This is a genomic window from Kitasatospora sp. NPDC002965, from assembly GCF_040611255.1.
Taxonomy (GTDB): domain Bacteria; phylum Actinomycetota; class Actinomycetes; order Streptomycetales; family Streptomycetaceae; genus Kitasatospora.
Genome location: NZ_JBEXNT010000177.1, coordinates 1 through 15,511 on the forward strand (window position 1 = coordinate 1; position 15,511 = coordinate 15,511).

At 74.1% G+C, this 15,511-nt stretch carries 13 protein-coding genes and 1 tRNA gene; 9 read left to right on the top strand and 5 right to left on the bottom strand.

Annotation, left to right across the window (positions count from 1 at the left end):
* Window positions 1-221: 221 nt before the first annotated feature.
* The 3 genes from ABZY91_RS38100 to ugpC all read right to left on the bottom strand — a co-directional run bounded on the left by ABZY91_RS38100 (window position 222) and on the right by ugpC (window position 2,938).
* The gene (locus tag ABZY91_RS38100) at window positions 222-1,004 is read right to left on the bottom strand and encodes a nucleotidyltransferase family protein (protein WP_329885596.1); all 783 of its coding nucleotides are present in this window, start codon (window positions 1,002-1,004) and stop codon (window positions 222-224) included.
* A 190-nt stretch (window positions 1,005-1,194) separates the two neighbouring features.
* Window positions 1,195-1,638 (bottom strand): hypothetical protein, encoded by a 444-nt coding sequence (locus ABZY91_RS38105; protein WP_329885595.1) that lies wholly within the window; start codon window positions 1,636-1,638, stop codon window positions 1,195-1,197.
* 208 nt (window positions 1,639-1,846) lie between these two features.
* Window positions 1,847-2,938, bottom strand: a complete 1,092-nt coding sequence (ugpC, locus tag ABZY91_RS38110; protein ID WP_329885594.1) for a sn-glycerol-3-phosphate ABC transporter ATP-binding protein UgpC — start codon at window positions 2,936-2,938, stop codon at window positions 1,847-1,849.
* Window positions 2,939-3,236: 298 nt separating this feature from the next.
* On the opposite strand from ugpC, the gene ABZY91_RS38115 reads away from it, so the two are divergent.
* The 4 genes from ABZY91_RS38115 to ABZY91_RS38130 all read left to right on the top strand — a co-directional run bounded on the left by ABZY91_RS38115 (window position 3,237) and on the right by ABZY91_RS38130 (window position 7,839).
* Window positions 3,237-3,310, top strand: a tRNA-Thr gene (locus tag ABZY91_RS38115).
* 548 nt (window positions 3,311-3,858) lie between these two features.
* Window positions 3,859-4,845 (top strand): hypothetical protein, encoded by a 987-nt coding sequence (locus ABZY91_RS38120; RefSeq protein ID WP_355408354.1) that lies wholly within the window; start codon window positions 3,859-3,861, stop codon window positions 4,843-4,845.
* 58 nt (window positions 4,846-4,903) lie between these two features.
* Window positions 4,904-6,403, top strand: a complete 1,500-nt coding sequence (locus ABZY91_RS38125) for an amino acid permease (RefSeq protein ID WP_329951391.1) — start codon at window positions 4,904-4,906, stop codon at window positions 6,401-6,403.
* Entirely contained in the window at window positions 6,403-7,839 is a 1,437-nt protein-coding gene (locus tag ABZY91_RS38130) for a glutamine synthetase family protein (RefSeq protein ID WP_355408356.1), read from the top strand. Before ABZY91_RS38125 ends, ABZY91_RS38130 begins: the two co-directional genes overlap by 1 nt.
* A gap of 131 nt (window positions 7,840-7,970) precedes the next feature.
* Here the strand turns inward: ABZY91_RS38130 and ABZY91_RS38135 are convergent, their stop codons facing one another.
* Window positions 7,971-8,795, bottom strand: coding sequence for a hypothetical protein (locus tag ABZY91_RS38135; protein ID WP_355408358.1), 825 nt, complete (start codon window positions 8,793-8,795; stop codon window positions 7,971-7,973).
* A gap of 203 nt (window positions 8,796-8,998) precedes the next feature.
* Here ABZY91_RS38135 and ABZY91_RS38140 point away from each other — a divergent pair, with 203 nt between their 5' ends.
* The 3 genes from ABZY91_RS38140 to ABZY91_RS38150 all read left to right on the top strand — a co-directional run bounded on the left by ABZY91_RS38140 (window position 8,999) and on the right by ABZY91_RS38150 (window position 11,438).
* The gene (locus ABZY91_RS38140; RefSeq protein WP_355408360.1) at window positions 8,999-10,378 is read left to right on the top strand and encodes an MFS transporter; all 1,380 of its coding nucleotides are present in this window, start codon (window positions 8,999-9,001) and stop codon (window positions 10,376-10,378) included.
* A gap of 143 nt (window positions 10,379-10,521) precedes the next feature.
* Window positions 10,522-10,755, top strand: coding sequence for a hypothetical protein (locus tag ABZY91_RS38145; RefSeq protein ID WP_329885586.1), 234 nt, complete (start codon window positions 10,522-10,524; stop codon window positions 10,753-10,755).
* 155 nt (window positions 10,756-10,910) lie between these two features.
* The gene (locus ABZY91_RS38150) at window positions 10,911-11,438 is read left to right on the top strand and encodes a methylated-DNA--[protein]-cysteine S-methyltransferase (RefSeq protein ID WP_329951395.1); all 528 of its coding nucleotides are present in this window, start codon (window positions 10,911-10,913) and stop codon (window positions 11,436-11,438) included.
* Window positions 11,439-11,465: 27 nt separating this feature from the next.
* Here the strand turns inward: ABZY91_RS38150 and ABZY91_RS38155 are convergent, their stop codons facing one another.
* On the bottom strand, window positions 11,466-12,575 hold the full coding sequence (locus ABZY91_RS38155; protein WP_355408363.1) for an ATP-grasp domain-containing protein: 1,110 nt from the start codon (window positions 12,573-12,575) through the stop codon (window positions 11,466-11,468).
* Window positions 12,576-12,917: 342 nt separating this feature from the next.
* Here ABZY91_RS38155 and ABZY91_RS38160 point away from each other — a divergent pair, with 342 nt between their 5' ends.
* On the top strand, window positions 12,918-14,345 hold the full coding sequence (locus tag ABZY91_RS38160) for a family 2B encapsulin nanocompartment shell protein (protein WP_355408365.1): 1,428 nt from the start codon (window positions 12,918-12,920) through the stop codon (window positions 14,343-14,345).
* 100 nt (window positions 14,346-14,445) lie between these two features.
* Window positions 14,446-15,511: family 2 encapsulin nanocompartment cargo protein polyprenyl transferase (locus tag ABZY91_RS38165; RefSeq protein ID WP_355408367.1), on the top strand; the 1,066-nt coding region annotated here is incomplete at its 3' end.

Below are 15,511 nucleotides of genomic sequence, written 5' to 3' on the forward strand. Positions count from 1 at the left end.
GGTGGCCGTCGGAGCCCCCGGACGGCCCGGGACGACGACCGGCCGGGTACTCCGTGGGGGAGCACCCGGCCGGTCGTCGTGGGCCGGTGACCCAGCGGGCTGCTGCGGTGGCTCCGGCGGGCGCGGTGGCGGCTGCGGGAGGCCACCGCGGGGATCAGGCCCGCCGAGGGGGACGGATCACCGGGGGAGACGGATCACCGGGGGGCGGACCGAGGGGCGGATCACTGCGGGGCGCGGCCGGCGCCGGCGGCCAGCTCCTTGGCGGCCTCGGTGAGGTCCTTGGCGGTGTCGATGGCCCGCCAGTAGACGCCCTGCGGCAGCTGGTAGCCGGCCAGCCGCTTGCTGCGGGCCAGCTGGGGGAAGGTGGTCCGCTCGTGGTCGCCGACGTCCGGCAGCAGTTCGGCGAACTCCGGGCTGAACACGTAGAGCCCGGCGTTGATGAGGAACGGCGAGGGCGGGGCCTCGATGAAGTCGAGGACGTTGCCGAACTGGTCGGTCTCGACCGCGCCCCACGGGATCCGCGGGCGGGCCAGCGCGAGGGTCGCGACGGCGTCGCGCTCGTGGTGGAACGCGGCCATGTCGCGCAGGCTGAACCGGGTCCAGATGTCGCCGTTGGTGGCGTACCAGGGTTCGTCGGGGCGGGGCAGGGCCGCGGCGGCGTACTTGAGCCCGCCGCCTCGGCCGAGCGGCTCGGCCTCGACCACCGTGCGGACCTTCATCGGCAGGTCGGCCTTGTCGAGCCACTCCTCCAGCACGTCCGCGAGGTGGCCGCAGGAGACGACCGCGTCGGTGACGCCCTCGGAGGCGAGCCAGGCCAGCTGGTGGCCGAGGATCGGCGTGCCCGTGCCGGGGATCTCGACCAGCGGCTTGGGGCGGTCGTCCGTGTAGGGCCGCAGCCGCGAGCCCTGGCCACCGGCCAGGATGACGGCCTGGGTCACGGGTACCGGGCCGGGCGGGGGCTGGTGGGCCGGTTGGGCGGCGGCGGGGCCGGAGTCAGCGCTCATGGCTGAACAATAGGCGCGGTACCGGGCCCGCGGGCCGGCATCGCGCGGACCGGTGACGGACGCGGTCGGCCGGGGCACCACCCGGGTCGGTGGCGCCCGTCACCGGGGCCGCTCGGGCCGGCGACACCCCGGCCGGCCAGCCGCGGTCGGCGACACCGGGCCGGGTGGTGCCGCGGGGTGGTGCCGCGGGTCAGGCGGAGGCGCCGGAGGCGAAGGCGCCGTCACAGACCGGGCGGGCGAAGGACCGGGCGCGCTGGACGTCGCCCTGGTACTTGCGCACCGCGGCCTTGCCCAGCTCGGTGGCGAGCGAGGTGCAGTACGGCGTCAGCGCGGGCTGCTCGCGCATGGAGCGCTCCAGCAGGTCCAGCGCGCTGCCCGGGTTGTGCGCCCGCAGCTCGTCCAGGAGCACGACGCGCAGCGCGTCCTGGGGGGCGAGCCCGTCGGGGGCCCTGCCGGCGGTCGCCGTCCGGCCGATCCCGGCGCCGTCCCCGCTGGACGCCGCCACGACCTGCTGGTCCAGCGCGGTCGGCGGTGCCCACGGCACCCTGGTCACGGCGAGGGTGCCGGTGGTCACCAGGACGACGGGCAGGGCGAGGGCGACGGTCTGGCCGATTCGGCGAACTAGCTGCTTCACGCTCAGGAGAGTAGCGGTGGGTGGGCGCCACATCGCCCTCCGTTACACCATCGGGTGACAGGATGTCCGGGTTCGTCCCTGCACCGTGTTGACGTCATCACCCGTTGGGGTGGCCGGACGCGGCGGAGCCCCGCCGGACCGGTGACGGTCCGACGGGGCTCCGACGGGGTGCTGCGCGCCACGGCCGGCCGGAGCCGGTCGGGGCCGCTCAGTTGGAGAGGCGGGCGCCGCTGCTGGTGGAGAACACGTGGGTCTCGTTGGCGATCGGCACGACGTGGATGGTCTCGCCGCGGGCCGGGATCTGGCGGCCGTGCACGCGGACCACCAGGTCCTTGTCCGCGCCGCCGATCTGGGTGGTGCCGTACACGAAGCCGTCCGAGCCGAGCTCCTCGACCACGTTGACGGTGACGGCGACGCCCTCGATGCCGCCCGAGGGGACGATCTCGAAGTGCTCCGGGCGGATGCCGACGGTCACGGTCTTGTCGGTGCCGGCGCCGGACAGGTCCTCGCGGGAGATGTTGACGACCGAGCCGCCGAACTTCACGCCGCCGTCGACCAGCGGCACCTCGACCAGGTTCATCGCGGGCGAGCCGATGAAGCCGGCGACGAAGAGGTTGGCGGGCCGGTCGTACATGTTGCGCGGGGTGTCGACCTGCTGCAGGAGGCCGTCCTTGAGCACCGCGACCCGGTCGCCCATGGTGAGCGCCTCGGTCTGGTCGTGGGTCACGTACACCGTGGTGATGCCCAGGCGGCGCTGCAGGCCGGCGATCTGGGTACGGGTCGAGACGCGGAGCTTGGCGTCCAGGTTGGACAGCGGCTCGTCCATCAGGAAGACCTGCGGCTCGCGGACGATCGCGCGGCCCATCGCGACACGCTGGCGCTGACCGCCGGAGAGCGCCTTCGGCTTCCGGTCCAGCAGCGCGGTGAGGTCGAGGATCTTGCCGGCCTCCTCGACCTTGGCACGGATCTCCGACTTGTTGACGCCGGCGATCTTGAGCGCGAAGCCCATGTTCTCGGCGACGGTCATGTGCGGGTACAGCGCGTAGTTCTGGAACACCATCGCGATGTCCCGGTCCTTCGGCGGCAGGTGGGTGACCTCGCGGTCGCCGATGCGGATCGCGCCGCTGTTGACGTCCTCCAGGCCGGCCAGCATGCGGAGGCTGGTCGACTTGCCGCAGCCGGAGGGGCCGACGAGGACGAGGAACTCGCCGTCCGCGATGTCCAGGTCCAGGGCGTCCACCGAGGGCTTGTCGGCCCCGGGGTAGACACGGGTCGCCTTGTCGTACGTCACAGAAGCCATGGCTGTGCTCTCCTTCACCGGCAGGAACGTGCCGGACGATCCGAGTAAAGGTGGGGGAATCGCTGTCGCCGGCTCGATCGGCCGTGGTCTGAACCACTGCGCGCACCGGCTTCCGGCGACGCTACCTGCGCTTCCGCCGATTGTCAGCCCCCGGCCGATCGGAATTCGGCATCGGTTCCATCACGTCCGCTCCCCGGGGGCGGCTCCCGCCCAACCCCCGGATATCCCCCCACCGGCCCGTTCACGCCCGGTAGACTGCCCCCGGTGCCGCCGTGACCACGTCGCGGACGGTCACCATGCCTCCTTAGCTCAGCTGGCCAGAGCACCGCTCTTGTAAAGCGTAGGTCGTCGGTTCGAATCCGACAGGGGGCTCAGCACGTCACCCCGGCCGGGCTCCGGCTCCGGACCGCGGGTGGCTCGGCCGACGGCCCCGGGCGATGCGCCCGGGGCCGTTCGCGTGGGCCGTCGGGCTCGATCGCGTGGGCCTGTCCCCGGCGGGCGGGGCGGCCACCGGCGCCCGCCCGTCCGCCCGCCACCTTTTTTCTGCGCGCCGCCGCGACGGCCGTCCGGGGCTGCCGGGCCCCCTGCGCGCGGCCGGGCGGCTCCTCGCGACATCCGGACGATTCTCCGAGAACCACAGCTCAGCGGGTCGGCCGGTGCACCCGGGGCGGTCCGCGGGCCCGGGGGCGCACGGTGACGGATCGGATCAATGGGGATCGTGTGAGACCGGTTCGCCGCTAACGTTGTCACGGTCCGGTCACCTAACGTGCGTATTCCATGACTATCCTGACGTCGCGTCAGGCCCGTGCCGAGAACGAGGTGCACGGTGCCGACCCATTCCCCGGCAGCGGTTTCCCCTGGCTGGCCGGGGTAGTGAGGCTGCCCGCGTACGGAATTGAGCCCTGAGGAAGGAACGGCAGATGGACGCGATGCCCGGCCGGGAGCCGGCGCGGCTCGTGTATCACCCCGCCGGCCAGGATGCCGAGTTGAGAGCCGCGGTCGACGACCTGCGGGTCGGACGGTGGCTGTCCACCCGGACTCTGCTGGACTCGACCGGGCGCGACTGGAGCCGGAGATCGGCGAGGACCCAGGTGCTGAGTGTGGTCGCGCCCCGTTCCGACGCGCTGGAGCACTGGGCCCAGGAGGAGCCGGGGAGTCCCGACCTCGCGATCCTGCGGCTCCGGGTCGAGGTGGAGCGGGCCGCCGCCGCCCACGCCGCGGGACGCCGGGACGCCGTCGAGCTGGAGCAGAACGCGCGGCAGTCGAGCTGGCGCGCGGTGGAGGAGCACCCCGCCGACCCGGTGCCCTGGCTCTGCCTGCTCACCCTCGCCACCCTGGACCCCGAGCAGCGGAGGGCCGAACACCGCGATCCGGGACCGGACATGATGCTGCCGCCGGGCCCCTGGGGCCTGTTCTTCGAGGCGAACCGGCGCGATCCGTTCAACCGCGAGGCGCACGTCCGGATGCTGCGGTACTGGCTGACCGTGCGCCGCTGGTCGGCGACCGACTTCGTCAACTTCGTGCTGCCGAACGCGCCCTACGGCTCGCCGCTGTTCGTGCTGCCGCTGTACCTGTCCGTCGAGCAGTACCGCAGCGACCGGCGGCGGGACATCGCGCGCCGCCAGTGGCTGAGGGAACCCCACCGGGACCGCGCCGTGGCCGCGTTCGAGAGCTGGACCGCGACGGAGCAGCCCGACCAGTGGCCGGTCGTCGACCTGAGCCATCTCGCCCACGCGCTGTGGGCCGGTGTCCGGATGAGGGAGGCCGTCGAGGTCTTCGGCGCCCTCGGGTCGTTCGCGTCCCAGGCGCCGTGGATCCACGTCGCCGACTCCCCGGAACTGGCGGAGAGCCTGCTGCTCACCGCCAGGCACCAGGCCTACGTCGGCAGTTCGAGCGGCCAGAGCTGAACCCGCCCGCCCTGCCGCTTCCCCGTCCGCACGAATCCGTCCCCCCGGAGGTCCGGCGATGCCACCCGCACACGCAACTCCCAGCAGCGACGACAGCCAGCTCCGTCGCCTCGGCTACGAGCCCAAACTCAACCGCAGAATGGGCGAGTTCGGGAACTTCGCGATAAGTTTCTCGGTCATCTCGATCCTCAGCGGCTGCATGACGCTGTTCGGCTTCGGCCTGAACACCGGAGGCCCGGCCGTGATGCTCTGGGGCTGGGTCGGGGTCGGGCTGATGGTCGTCCTGGTGGGCATGGCGCTCGCCGAGGTCACCAGCGCCTACCCGACCAGCGGCGCCCTCTACTTCATGGCCCACCGGCTCGGCGGTCCGCGCTGGGGCTGGGCCACCGGCTGGCTGAACCTGCTCGGCCTGGTGGGCGGTATCGCGGGGATCGACTACGGCGCCGCGTCGTTCGTCGGCGCGCTGGCCAACCTCCAGTGGGGCTTCGAGCCGACCCCGGGCAAGCTGTTCCTGATCTTCATGGTGATCCTGGTGGTCCACGCCGGGCTGAACCTCCGCGGCGTGCGGCTGGTGTCGGTGCTCAACAGCATCTCGGTCTGGTGGCACCTGGGCGGCGTCGTGGTGATCGTCGGCGCGCTGATGATCGTGCCCTCCCAGCACCAGGACACCACCTGGGTGTTCACGCACTTCGTGAACAACACCGGGTGGACCAACCCGATCTACGTGTCCTGCCTGGGTCTGCTGCTGGCGCAGTACACGTTCTCCGGCTACGACGCCTCGGCGCACATGTCGGAGGAGACGACGCGGGCGTCGGTCTCCGCCGCGCGCGGCATCGTCCGGGCGATCTGGGTGAGCTGGATCGCCGGCTTCGTGCTGCTGGCCGGCATGCTGTTCGCGATCCAGGACTACGCGGGCACCATCGACTCGGCCACCGGGGTGCCGCCGGCCCAGATCTTCCTCGACGCGCTGGGCCTCAACGGCGCCAAGGCCCTGCTCGCGGTGGTGATCGTCGCGCAGCTCTTCTGCGGCAACGCCGAGACGGCGGCGGCCAGCCGGATGGTCTTCGCGTTCTCGCGGGACGGGGCACTGCCGGGCTCGGCACTCTGGAGCCGGGTCTCGCCGCGCACCGGGACCCCGGTGGCCGGCGTCTGGCTGGCCGTGGGCGCGGCGCTGGTCCTGGCCCTGCCCGCGCTGTACAGCCCGGTGGCGTACGGGGCGGTGACGGCGATCAACGTCCTGGGGATGACCCCGGCCTACGCGATCCCGATCTACCTCCGGCTGCGCAGGGGGAAGGCGTTCCAGGCCGGCCCGTGGACCCTGGGCCGGTGGAGCCGGCCGATCGGGGTGGTGGCGGTCTGCTGGGTCGCGGTGGTCACCGTGCTGTTCTGCCTCCCCCAGGCGTACCCGGTCACCTCGGACACGTTCAACTACGCGCCCGTCGCGCTGCTGGTGGCGCTCCTGGGCGCGGGCCTGTGGTGGCTGAAGGCCGGCCGTTCCTACAACCCGCCGGTGCAGCAGAGCGCCGAACTGACCGAGCTGACCGGGAGCGTGATCTGATGTCCGGCGGACCGGCCGCCCGTCGTCGGCGGGCGGCCGCCCCCTCCCCGGCGCTCCCGGCCTCCTCGGAGGCGCGCCCGGTCGGTGCCCCCGCCACCGGTCCGCTGCGGGCCCTGGTGCGCGGCGGCGGGGTCGACACCGTGCTGCTGGCGGCGGTGGACTGGCAGGGCCGGCTCAAGGGCAAGGAGTTCGACGCCGGGGTGCTGCTGGACCGGCTGGGCTCCGGGCGGCTCGCCCCGGAGATGTGCGGGTACGTGTTCGACACCGACCTGGGCATGTCGGCGGACGGGAGCGGGGCACTCGGCTCGTGGGGGACGGGGTTCTCCGACGTGGCCCTGGCGGCCGACCTCGCGGACGCTCGGCTGCTGCCGTGGCTGCCCGCGACGGCGCTGGTGCCCTGCCGCCCGGTGTCCGGCGGCGAACCGCTGCCGGTGGCGCCGGACACGCTGCTGGACGACCAGCTGACCCTGCTGGCCGAGCACGGCCTGAGCGTGCAGGTCGGTGTGGAGACGGAGTTCGTGCTCTACGAGGGGAGCGTCCGGGACGCCGCCGGCCGGGACTTCCGCCGGCTGCGCCCGGCGACCTGGGACAACCGGGACTACGCCCTCGACCAGCCCCGCACGGTCGCCGACTTCACCCGGAGCCTGCGCCGGGCCCTCGCGGGCGCCGGCCTGCCGGTGGAGGCCGTGAAGCTGGAGGGCGCCCCCGGGCAGGTGGAGGTGACCTTCCCGTACGGCGACCCGCGGCTCGCCTGCCTCCAGCACGTGCTGTTCAAGCACGCCGTCCGGGCGGTCGCCGACCGGCACGGCCTGGCGCCGACGTTCATGGCGTCCCCGGCCACCGGCACCGGCAGCGGGATGCACCTGCACGTCTCCCTGTACGGGGCGGACGGGCCGGTGCTCGGCGGGCCCGGCGGTACCGCGCTGTCGGACCTGGGCGAGCAGGCGGTGGCCGGACTGCTGGAGGTGCTTCCGGTCACGGCGCCGCTCTACGCGCCCTACGTGAACTCCTACCGCCGCTTCCGCGACCACTCCTTCGCCCCGACCCGGTTCACCTGGGGCCGGGACAACCGTGCCTGCGCGGTGCGGGTGGTCGGCCACGGCGCGGGCCTCCACCTGGAGATCCGGCTGCCGGGCGCGGACGCCAACCCGTACGCGGCCCTCGCGGCCGTGCTCGCCGGGGTGCGGCACGGCATCGGGAACGGCCTCAAGGCCCCCCGGGCCAGCGAGGGCGACGCCTACCTGGACACGGGGGCGGCGCGGATCCCCTCCCACCTCGTCGAGGCGGTCGGGCCGTTCGAGCGCAGCGAGCTGGCGGCCGGGCTGCTCGGCGACCGGCAGGTCGCCCACCTGGCGGGCCTCGCGCGGCTCGACCTCGACCACCACAACGGCGTCGTCACCGACGCGGAGGTGCGCCGGGGGTTCGCCCAGGCGTGACCCCCGGGACGGCCGGTCGCCGCACGTGAGTGCCGCGGCCGGCCGTTCTGCTGCCCGCCGCGTGGCCCGGTGCGCCTTCGGCCGCGCAACCGTGGGCGCTCGCCCGGTCGAGGGGCGCACGTCCGCCGGCCTCAGGGGGCGGGCGTCCGGCGGGCGGGCGTTCGGGCCGCCGGGCGCAGCCGCCGGAGGGTCCAGCCGCCGGGGGACAGGGCGGTGGTGCGGGCGGTGAAGAGTTCGGCGGTGCGGCGGTAGGAGAGGCGACCGCGGCCGGTGTGGGGGCAGCGGTCGGCGGCGGGGGTGGCCGCGGGGGCCCGCCGGTCGGTGAGGAACAGCGGGCCGGCGGTGCGGCCGGTGAGGAGGAGCGGGAGCAGTCGGGCGGTGCCGGTCCGCCAGCGCAGGGGCGGGCCCGGGGGGCGGGTGCGGCGGCCGGGGAGGTCGAGGTCGTCGACGTCGAGGGCGAGGACGGCTTCGACGGTGGCTCCGCTCTCGTGCAGCAGGCGCCAGAGGGTCTGCTCGCGGAGCGGCGCGCCGAGGGCGAAGAGGGTGTGGAGCTCCTCGGGGGTGAGCGGGGCCGGGGCTGCGGCGTGGGCGGTGTGCGGGCGCAGGCCGGCGGCCGGGTCGGTGTCGATCCAGTCCTGGGCGCGCCACCAGGAGGTGGCGGCCCGCAGGATGGCGAGCTCGCGGTTGAGGGTGCGCGGGTCGGCTTCGCCGGCGCGCCGGTCGGTGGCGGCCAGGAGGCGGGCGGGGGTGTCCGGGTGGTCGAGCCGGGCGAGCGGCAGGACGGGCGGACGGGCGCGGCGCCGCTCGGGGCCGGTGGGGGCGGGGCGGCCGGCCAGGGCCCAGGTCCAGGTGTGCAGGGCGATCCGGTAGACGCGGCGGGAGGCGGCGCCGAGCCCGGAGGCGGCCAGGTAGCGCTCGACGGCGACGGCGTACTCGACCGGCGGCTGGGGTGGCATCGGCGTCTTCTTTCCGCAGTAAACAGCGATGTCCGAGGGCACCGGAGTAGTGCTTGCCATCGCAGTAAATAGCAGGTGGGAGAGGGTTTTTCGGGAGTTTACTGCGGTGGTGGCGCGGTTTCGGGAAAATGAGTCGAATAGGCTCAGGTTTTTCACCGGAAGTCCTTGTCGGCGGCCTTCGTGCGCGGGCAGACTTGGCGCCCGTGACAGGGGAAGCGGAGTGGGGGCGGCCCCGCCGCCGACGGCCGGACGGCCGTCTGGCCGTGCTGGGGGAACGTGATTTCGGGTGGTTCTTCGCCGGTTACGCGACCTCGCTGGTCGGCTCCTCGATGGCGCCGGTGGCCGTGGCGTTCGCGGTGCTCGACGGTGGGGGCGGCGGGACCGAGCTGGGCTGGGTGATGGCTGCCCGGATCCTGCCGATCGTGCTGGTGATGCTGGTCGGCGGGGTGGTCGCCGACCGGCTGGGCAGTCGACGGGTGATGCTGGGGTCGGACGTGCTGCGCTGCGCGGTGCAGGGCGGGTTCGCGGCGGCGCTGGCGACCGGGCACGCGCCGGTCTGGGCGATGGCGGCGCTGGTCGCCGCCTGGGGGCTCGGCGAGGGTCTGTTCATGCCGGCGCTGGGCGCGTCGGTGCCCGCGCTGGTGCGCCGGAAGGAGCGTCTGCCGGACGCCAACGCCCTGCTGGGGCTGGCCCGTTCGGTGTCGATGGTGGCCGGACCGGCGCTCGCCGGGGTGATCACGGCGGGGTACGGTCCGGGTGCGGTGCTGCTGATCGACGCGGTGACGTACGGGATCGCTGCGCTGGCGCTGGCCCGGACCTCGGAGATCGGGCCGGTCGGGCCGGTCGGGCCGGGCGGGCCGATCGGGGAGGCCGGGGAGGCCGGGCCGGGCGCGGGTGGCGCGGACTCGATGTGGGCCGAACTCCGCTCCGGCTGGGCGGAGTTCCGCTCGCGGCGGTGGCTCTGGGTCACCACCGTGCAGATGGCGCTCTTCAACCTGCTGGTCTGGGCGCCGTTCCTGGTGCTGGGACCGCTGACCGCGCAGCGCGAGCTGGGCGGGGCGCGGGCCTGGGGCCTGGTGCTGGGCGTGTACGGGGTCGGTGCGGTGCTGGGCGGCCTGCTGATGCTGGGACGCAGGCCGGCCCGGCCGCTCGCGGTGGCGACGGTGGCGAGTCTCGGCTGGGCGCTGCCCTCCGCGGCGCTCGCGGCGGGGGCGGCGCTGGGCTGGACGCTCCTTGCCGCGTCGGTGGCGGGGGCGGGATCGGCGGTCTGCGGCGCGCTGTTCGACTCGACGCGACAGAGCTGGGTGCCGGCCGGGGTGCTGGCCAGGGTGACCGCGTTCGGCGGACTGGGCGCGTTCGTGCTCGGGCCGCTCGGCCTCGCGGCGGCCGGGCCGGTGGCCGACCGGGTCGGGGTGTCCCGCGTCCTGCTGTTCGGCGCGGGGTGGCAGCTGCTGGCCGGGGCGGCCGTGCTGGCGGTGCGCGAGGTGCGCGGCCGGGGCTGGGACGGGCCGGCGGAGCCGCCGGGCGAGGCGGCGCCGGCTGCGGCGGGCGTGCGCCCGGGGCCCGGCGGGGGGCCCGACTGACCGGGCCCGCCGAGGACCGGCCACGGCACGGCGGCGCGGCACGGCGGCGCGGGAGCGCGGTAGCGGCGCGCGGTACGGGGGGCACGCCGGGCCGGGCGGTCGTACGGTGGAGGGAGTGCGGGGGCGGACGGAGGAGGTAGGTCATGCCCGGTTCACTCACCATCGGCCACCACGAGGCGGCCGTCGCCCTGGACCACACCGACGCCAAGCGGCTCGCCACCGTGCTGGAGGAACTCGCGTACCTGCTGGAGATCCCGGGGCCGAACCGGATCAACGACGCGCAGCTCGGCGCCCTCTGCGAGGGCCGGACTCCCGACCGGGCGGAACTGTCCCACTGGTCGCGGGCGCTCGCCGCGGAGCTGAAGGGCCGGCTGTAACGGCGGACGCACCGGACCGCGTACCCGGCCCGCCGTACGATGGCGCGCGGGGCGGGTGGTCCGCGCGCGTCCCCCGGGCGACGGGGTGGCCGGCGGCCGGTCCGGCGGGGCTGGGCGGGGGTTCGGACGTGGTGGAGCGGTACGGGGCGGGGCCGATGTCGTGGCTGACGGTGGAGACGCCGCTGCCGAGCGGCCCGCTGCACGTGGCGGTGACGCCGCAGGGGGTGGCGGCGATCGGCTACCTCGGGAACCCCGGCGAGCTGCCGCGCTGCGCCGACGACACGAAGATCGCCGCGGTCACCGACCGGGTCGGCGAGTACCTGGCGGGCCGGCGCCGTGAGCTGGACCTGCCGATCGACTGGAGCCTGAGCACCGGGCCGCACCGGGCCGTGCTGCAGACGCTGTTCCGCGAGGTGCCGTACGGGCGGACCATCACGTACGGCGAACTGGCCTCCCGGAGCGGGGTGTTCGGCGGTGTCGAGGAGCCCGGGCTGGCGGCCCGGACGGTCGGGCAGATGATGGCGGCCAACCCCGTCGCGATGCTGGTGCCCTGCCACCGGGTGGTGGCGGCGGACGGGATCGGCGGCTTCGGCGGTGGCCGGGTCGGGATCGACGTGAAGCGCTGGCTGCTCACCCTGGAGGGCGTGCTGGAGCCGACGCTGGACTGGAACGGGCCGCTCTGAAGGGGTGAGCGGCCCGCTCCGGAGCGGTCAGTGCACCAGCTGGACCTCGGGGTGCCCGGCCGGGGCGACGGACGGCAGGGCGGGCGGCGGGGCGAACGGCGACTGGCGCGGCAGCACCGGCTGGACGCCGGAGACCAGCGTGTACTCGACGCTCGCCGGATCCACGGTCCACTCGGTGTCCGGGCGTTCGCCGAGCGCCAGCTGCACCGCGTTCCAGGGCAGGTTGAGGCCGCAGAGGCCCAGCTGGTGCAGGCCGCCGGAGGGGCGGGTGTTGACGTCGATGACCACCGGTTCGCCGTGCAGGTGGCGGAACTGCACGTTGGAGAGGAACGCCATCCCGGTCGCCTCGACCAGGCGGCGGGCGGGTTCGAGGTACCGGGGCGCGGTGGTGAAGGTGCGGCGGCGCCGGTGCTTGCTGCGGCCCACGGCGGCCAGCAGGGTGCCGTCCAGGTCGGCGAGGCAGTCCACCGATATCTCGGGGCCGTCCAGGTAGGGCATGACCAGCAGGTCGGCCGGCTCGCCGGGGTTCTCCCGCGCGGCGTCGGTCAGCGCGGCGGCCACCTGGTCGACCTGGACGCGGCTGTCCCAGCCGGCCAGCCGGTGCAGGCCGAACGGTTCCCTGGTGAGCATCCGGAAGCCCTCGCCGCCGGCGCCGGAGGCGGGCTTCAGGCAGGCGGTGAGGCCGGCCGACTCGATCCGGTCGACGGCGGTGACCAGGTCCTCGGCGGTGCGGACCAGCCACCAGGGCGGGGTGGGGAGCCCGGCGTCGGCGATCGCCGCGTAGCCGTCCGCCTTGCTCTCGAAGGCCGCGATGGCCGCGGCGGGCGGGCAGGCGAGGGAGGTGCCGACCGCCTCGAACTCGTGGCGGTGCAGGGATATCGCCAGCTGGTGCAGGCGGGGCAGGAAGACGTCGACGGAGTGGCGGGCGCAGTAGTCGAGCGCGAAGGCGACGTAGGCGTCCGGGGTGAGGTCGGCGGGTTCCAGGCCGGCGTGGTCGGCCGCGGCGAGGACCGGGGAGTCGGGGTCGAGGTGGGTGGCGTGGATCCGGACCGGACGCGGTGCGGCGCGCAACTGTTCGATGAAGAACACGTTCTCGGCGTACGTGCGGTTGAGCCAGACAGTGACGGGGGCGCTCATCAGGCCTCCCAGGGCAGGGGTGAACGAGGGGAGGGCATCCGGTGCGGCCGCGCTCGTCAACTGGCCCCGTGACCCTTGAAGTGGCACCTTAGCGGCCCCTTGCGTCGGCGTGAACGCGGGGTGGGTCCGGCGTGCGCGGCCCGGGAGGCGAACCGGAGGGCCGCGTTCCGAAAGTCATTGGATCACTTGCTCGAATTAATATCGATCAGACATTCTATTCGTACTATTTTTTCGGTTATCCCGACCACTCGAAAGAGTGATTGCGGATGCCCTCCGAACGGCCCCACCATGAGGGGTGCAAGATGTCACCTCATCGGGCACGGGTATGCGAAGGGCTCCCACATGTCGACCGAAACCAACACCGGTATTCCCGCACCGGGCGGCGCACCGCAGACCCGGGAGCAGCAGAGCCTGGCCACGGTGGCGGCGCGGAACCTCGCGACCACCACCAAGTCCGCGCCGCAGATGCAGGGGATCAGCCCGCGTTGGCTGCTCAGGACGCTGCCGTGGGTCGAGGTCTCGGGCGGCACCTACCGGGTGAACCGGCGGCTGCGCCACACCGTCGGGCGCGGCCGGGTCGGCCTCGACCGGACCGGCCCCGTGGTGCGGGTCGTCCCGCCGACGCTGCGCGAGCTGCCCGTGCTGCGTGGTTTCGAGGACGACGCCGTGCTGGAGGAACTGGCCGGGCGCTTCGTCCAACGCGAGTTCTCCGCCGGTGAGGTCCTGGTCGCGGCGGGCGCGCCGATCGACGAGGTCTTCATCATCGCGTACGGCAAGCTCAACCGGATCGGAACGGGCAAATACGGCGAGGAGGCGGTGGTCGGCACCGTGGCCGACGGTGACCACCTGGGCGACGAGGTGCTCAAGCAGGAGGACGGCACCTGGGCGTACACGGTGCGGGCGGCGACGGCCGGCACCGTCCTCGCGCTCTCCTGGCCCGCCTTCCAGGAGCTCGCGGACCGCTCCGAGGCCCTCCAGCTGCAGGTCATGGAGTACCTCGCCGGGTTCCAGGCGCCGCAGAACAAGCACGGCGAGGCGGCCATCGGCCTCTCCGCCGGCCACCACGGCGAGTACGAGCTGCCCGGCGCCTTCGTGGACTACGAGCTCAGGCCGCGCGAGTACGAGCTCAGCGTCGCGCAGACCGTGCTCAAGGTGCACACCCGGGTCGCCGACCTCTACAACCAGCCGATGAACCAGACCGAGCACCAGCTCCGGCTGACCATCGAGGCGCTGCGCGAGCGCCAGGAGCACGAGCTGGTCAACAACCCGGAGTTCGGCCTGCTCAACAACGCCGACCACGAGCAGCGGATCCAGACCCACTCCGGCCCGCCCACCCCGGACGACATGGACGAGCTGCTGAGCCGCCGCCGCGGCACCAAGCTGTTCCTGGCCCACCCGCGGGCCATCGCCGCCTTCGGCCGCGAGTGCAACCGGCGCGGCCTCTACCCGGACACCGTCGAGGTCCAGGGCCGTCAGGTGTTCGGCTGGCGCGGCGTGCCGGTCTTCCCGTGCGACAAGATCCCGATCGTCGGCGGGAACACCAGCTCGATCCTCGCCATGCGCACCGGCGAGGACAACCAGGGCGTCGTGGGTCTGCACCAGACCGGAATTCCCGATGAATACGAGCCGGCCCTCTCGGTCCGATTCATGGGAATCAGTGAGAAGGCCATCATTTCCTATCTCGTGAGCGCCTACTACTCCGCCGCCATTCTGGTGCCGGACGCCGTCGGCGTCCTGGAGAACGTCGACCTCTCGCACCACCAGGGCTGACCGGGGCCGACGAACCGCGTCGCCCGGCCGGGGAACCCGTGTCCGGCCGGGCGACGCCGTCCGCTGCACCGGCCCGTCGCACCACCAAGGGGGAGGACCCATGGGAATGTTCACGCTGGAGCGCGACCACCGGGAGGGGCACGAGGCCGAGGACGTCCTCGCCCGTGCCCGCGGCCTGGTCGATCCGGTCCTGCGCGCCGCCGTCGACTCGCTGCCCGGCACCATGCGCCGGGTCGCGGGCTACCACTTCGGCTGGTGGGAGGCGGACGGTTCGCCGGCCGCCGCACCCTCCGGGAAGGCCATCCGGCCGGCCCTGGTGCTGGCCGCCACCCAGGCCCTCGGCGGCAGTCCGGCCTCGGCCACCGCCGCCGCGGCGGCCGTCGAGCTGGTGCACAACTTCACGCTGCTGCACGACGACATCATCGACCGGGACGAGACCAGGCGGCACCGCCCCACCGCGTGGCGGGTGTTCGGCACCACCGAGGCGATCCTCGCCGGCGACGCCATGCACGCGCTGGCGCTGCGCCTGCTCGCCGAGGACGGCCACCCGGCCGCGACCGACGCCGTCCGCCGGCTGGCCGACTGCGTGGTGGAGCTCTGCGAGGGGCAGCAGATCGACTGCGCCTTCGAGCAGCGCAGTGACGTTTCGCTGGCCGAGTGCCTGGCGATGGCCGAGGCCAAGACCGGTGCGCTGCTCGGCGCGGCCTGCGCGATGGGGGCCCGGTACGCGGGCGGCTCGGAGACGGCCGCCCGGGCGATGGACGGCTTCGGCCGGGAGATCGGCCTGGCGTTCCAGCTGATCGACGACCTGATCGGCATCTGGGGCGACCCGTCGGTCACCGGGAAGCCGGTCGGCGCGGACCTCGTCGCCCGGAAGAAGTCGCTGCCGGTGGTGGCGGCGCTGAGCTCGGGGACACCCGACGGTGCCCGACTGGCCGAGCTGTACGGGCTGGAGCGGACGCTGACCGCCGAGGAACTGGCGAGCTGCGCGGCTGCCGTCGAGGGTGCCGGAGGGCGGGCCTGGGCCCAGGGCGAGTCCTGCGAGCGGATGGCCGCGGCGCTGGCGCAGCTCATGGCGACCGCGTGCACGGGTGTGCCAAGCCTACGGGCGAGGTTGTCGACGATCGCGATGCCGTCGGCGTCCAGGTCGCACCAGGCGGCGATGG

What these genes read in the sequence shown, in the direction of transcription:
- ABZY91_RS38155 (WP_355408363.1), bottom strand. Translation starts at nt 12,575, where the DNA reads ATGAGCGCCCCCGTCACTGTCTGGCTCAACCGCACGTACGCCGAGAAC.
- ugpC (WP_329885594.1), bottom strand. Translation starts at nt 2,938, where the DNA reads ATGGCTTCTGTGACGTACGACAAGGCGACCCGTGTCTACCCCGGGGCC.
- ABZY91_RS38125 (WP_329951391.1), top strand. Translation starts at nt 4,904, where the DNA reads ATGCCACCCGCACACGCAACTCCCAGCAGCGACGACAGCCAGCTCCGT.
- ABZY91_RS38150 (WP_329951395.1), top strand. Translation starts at nt 10,911, where the DNA reads ATGTCGTGGCTGACGGTGGAGACGCCGCTGCCGAGCGGCCCGCTGCAC.
- ABZY91_RS38160 (WP_355408365.1), top strand. Translation starts at nt 12,918, where the DNA reads ATGTCGACCGAAACCAACACCGGTATTCCCGCACCGGGCGGCGCACCG.
- ABZY91_RS38120 (WP_355408354.1), top strand. Translation starts at nt 3,859, where the DNA reads ATGGACGCGATGCCCGGCCGGGAGCCGGCGCGGCTCGTGTATCACCCC.
- ABZY91_RS38135 (WP_355408358.1), bottom strand. Translation starts at nt 8,795, where the DNA reads ATGCCACCCCAGCCGCCGGTCGAGTACGCCGTCGCCGTCGAGCGCTAC.
- ABZY91_RS38145 (WP_329885586.1), top strand. Translation starts at nt 10,522, where the DNA reads ATGCCCGGTTCACTCACCATCGGCCACCACGAGGCGGCCGTCGCCCTG.
- ABZY91_RS38100 (WP_329885596.1), bottom strand. Translation starts at nt 1,004, where the DNA reads ATGAGCGCTGACTCCGGCCCCGCCGCCGCCCAACCGGCCCACCAGCCC.
- ABZY91_RS38130 (WP_355408356.1), top strand. Translation starts at nt 6,403, where the DNA reads ATGTCCGGCGGACCGGCCGCCCGTCGTCGGCGGGCGGCCGCCCCCTCC.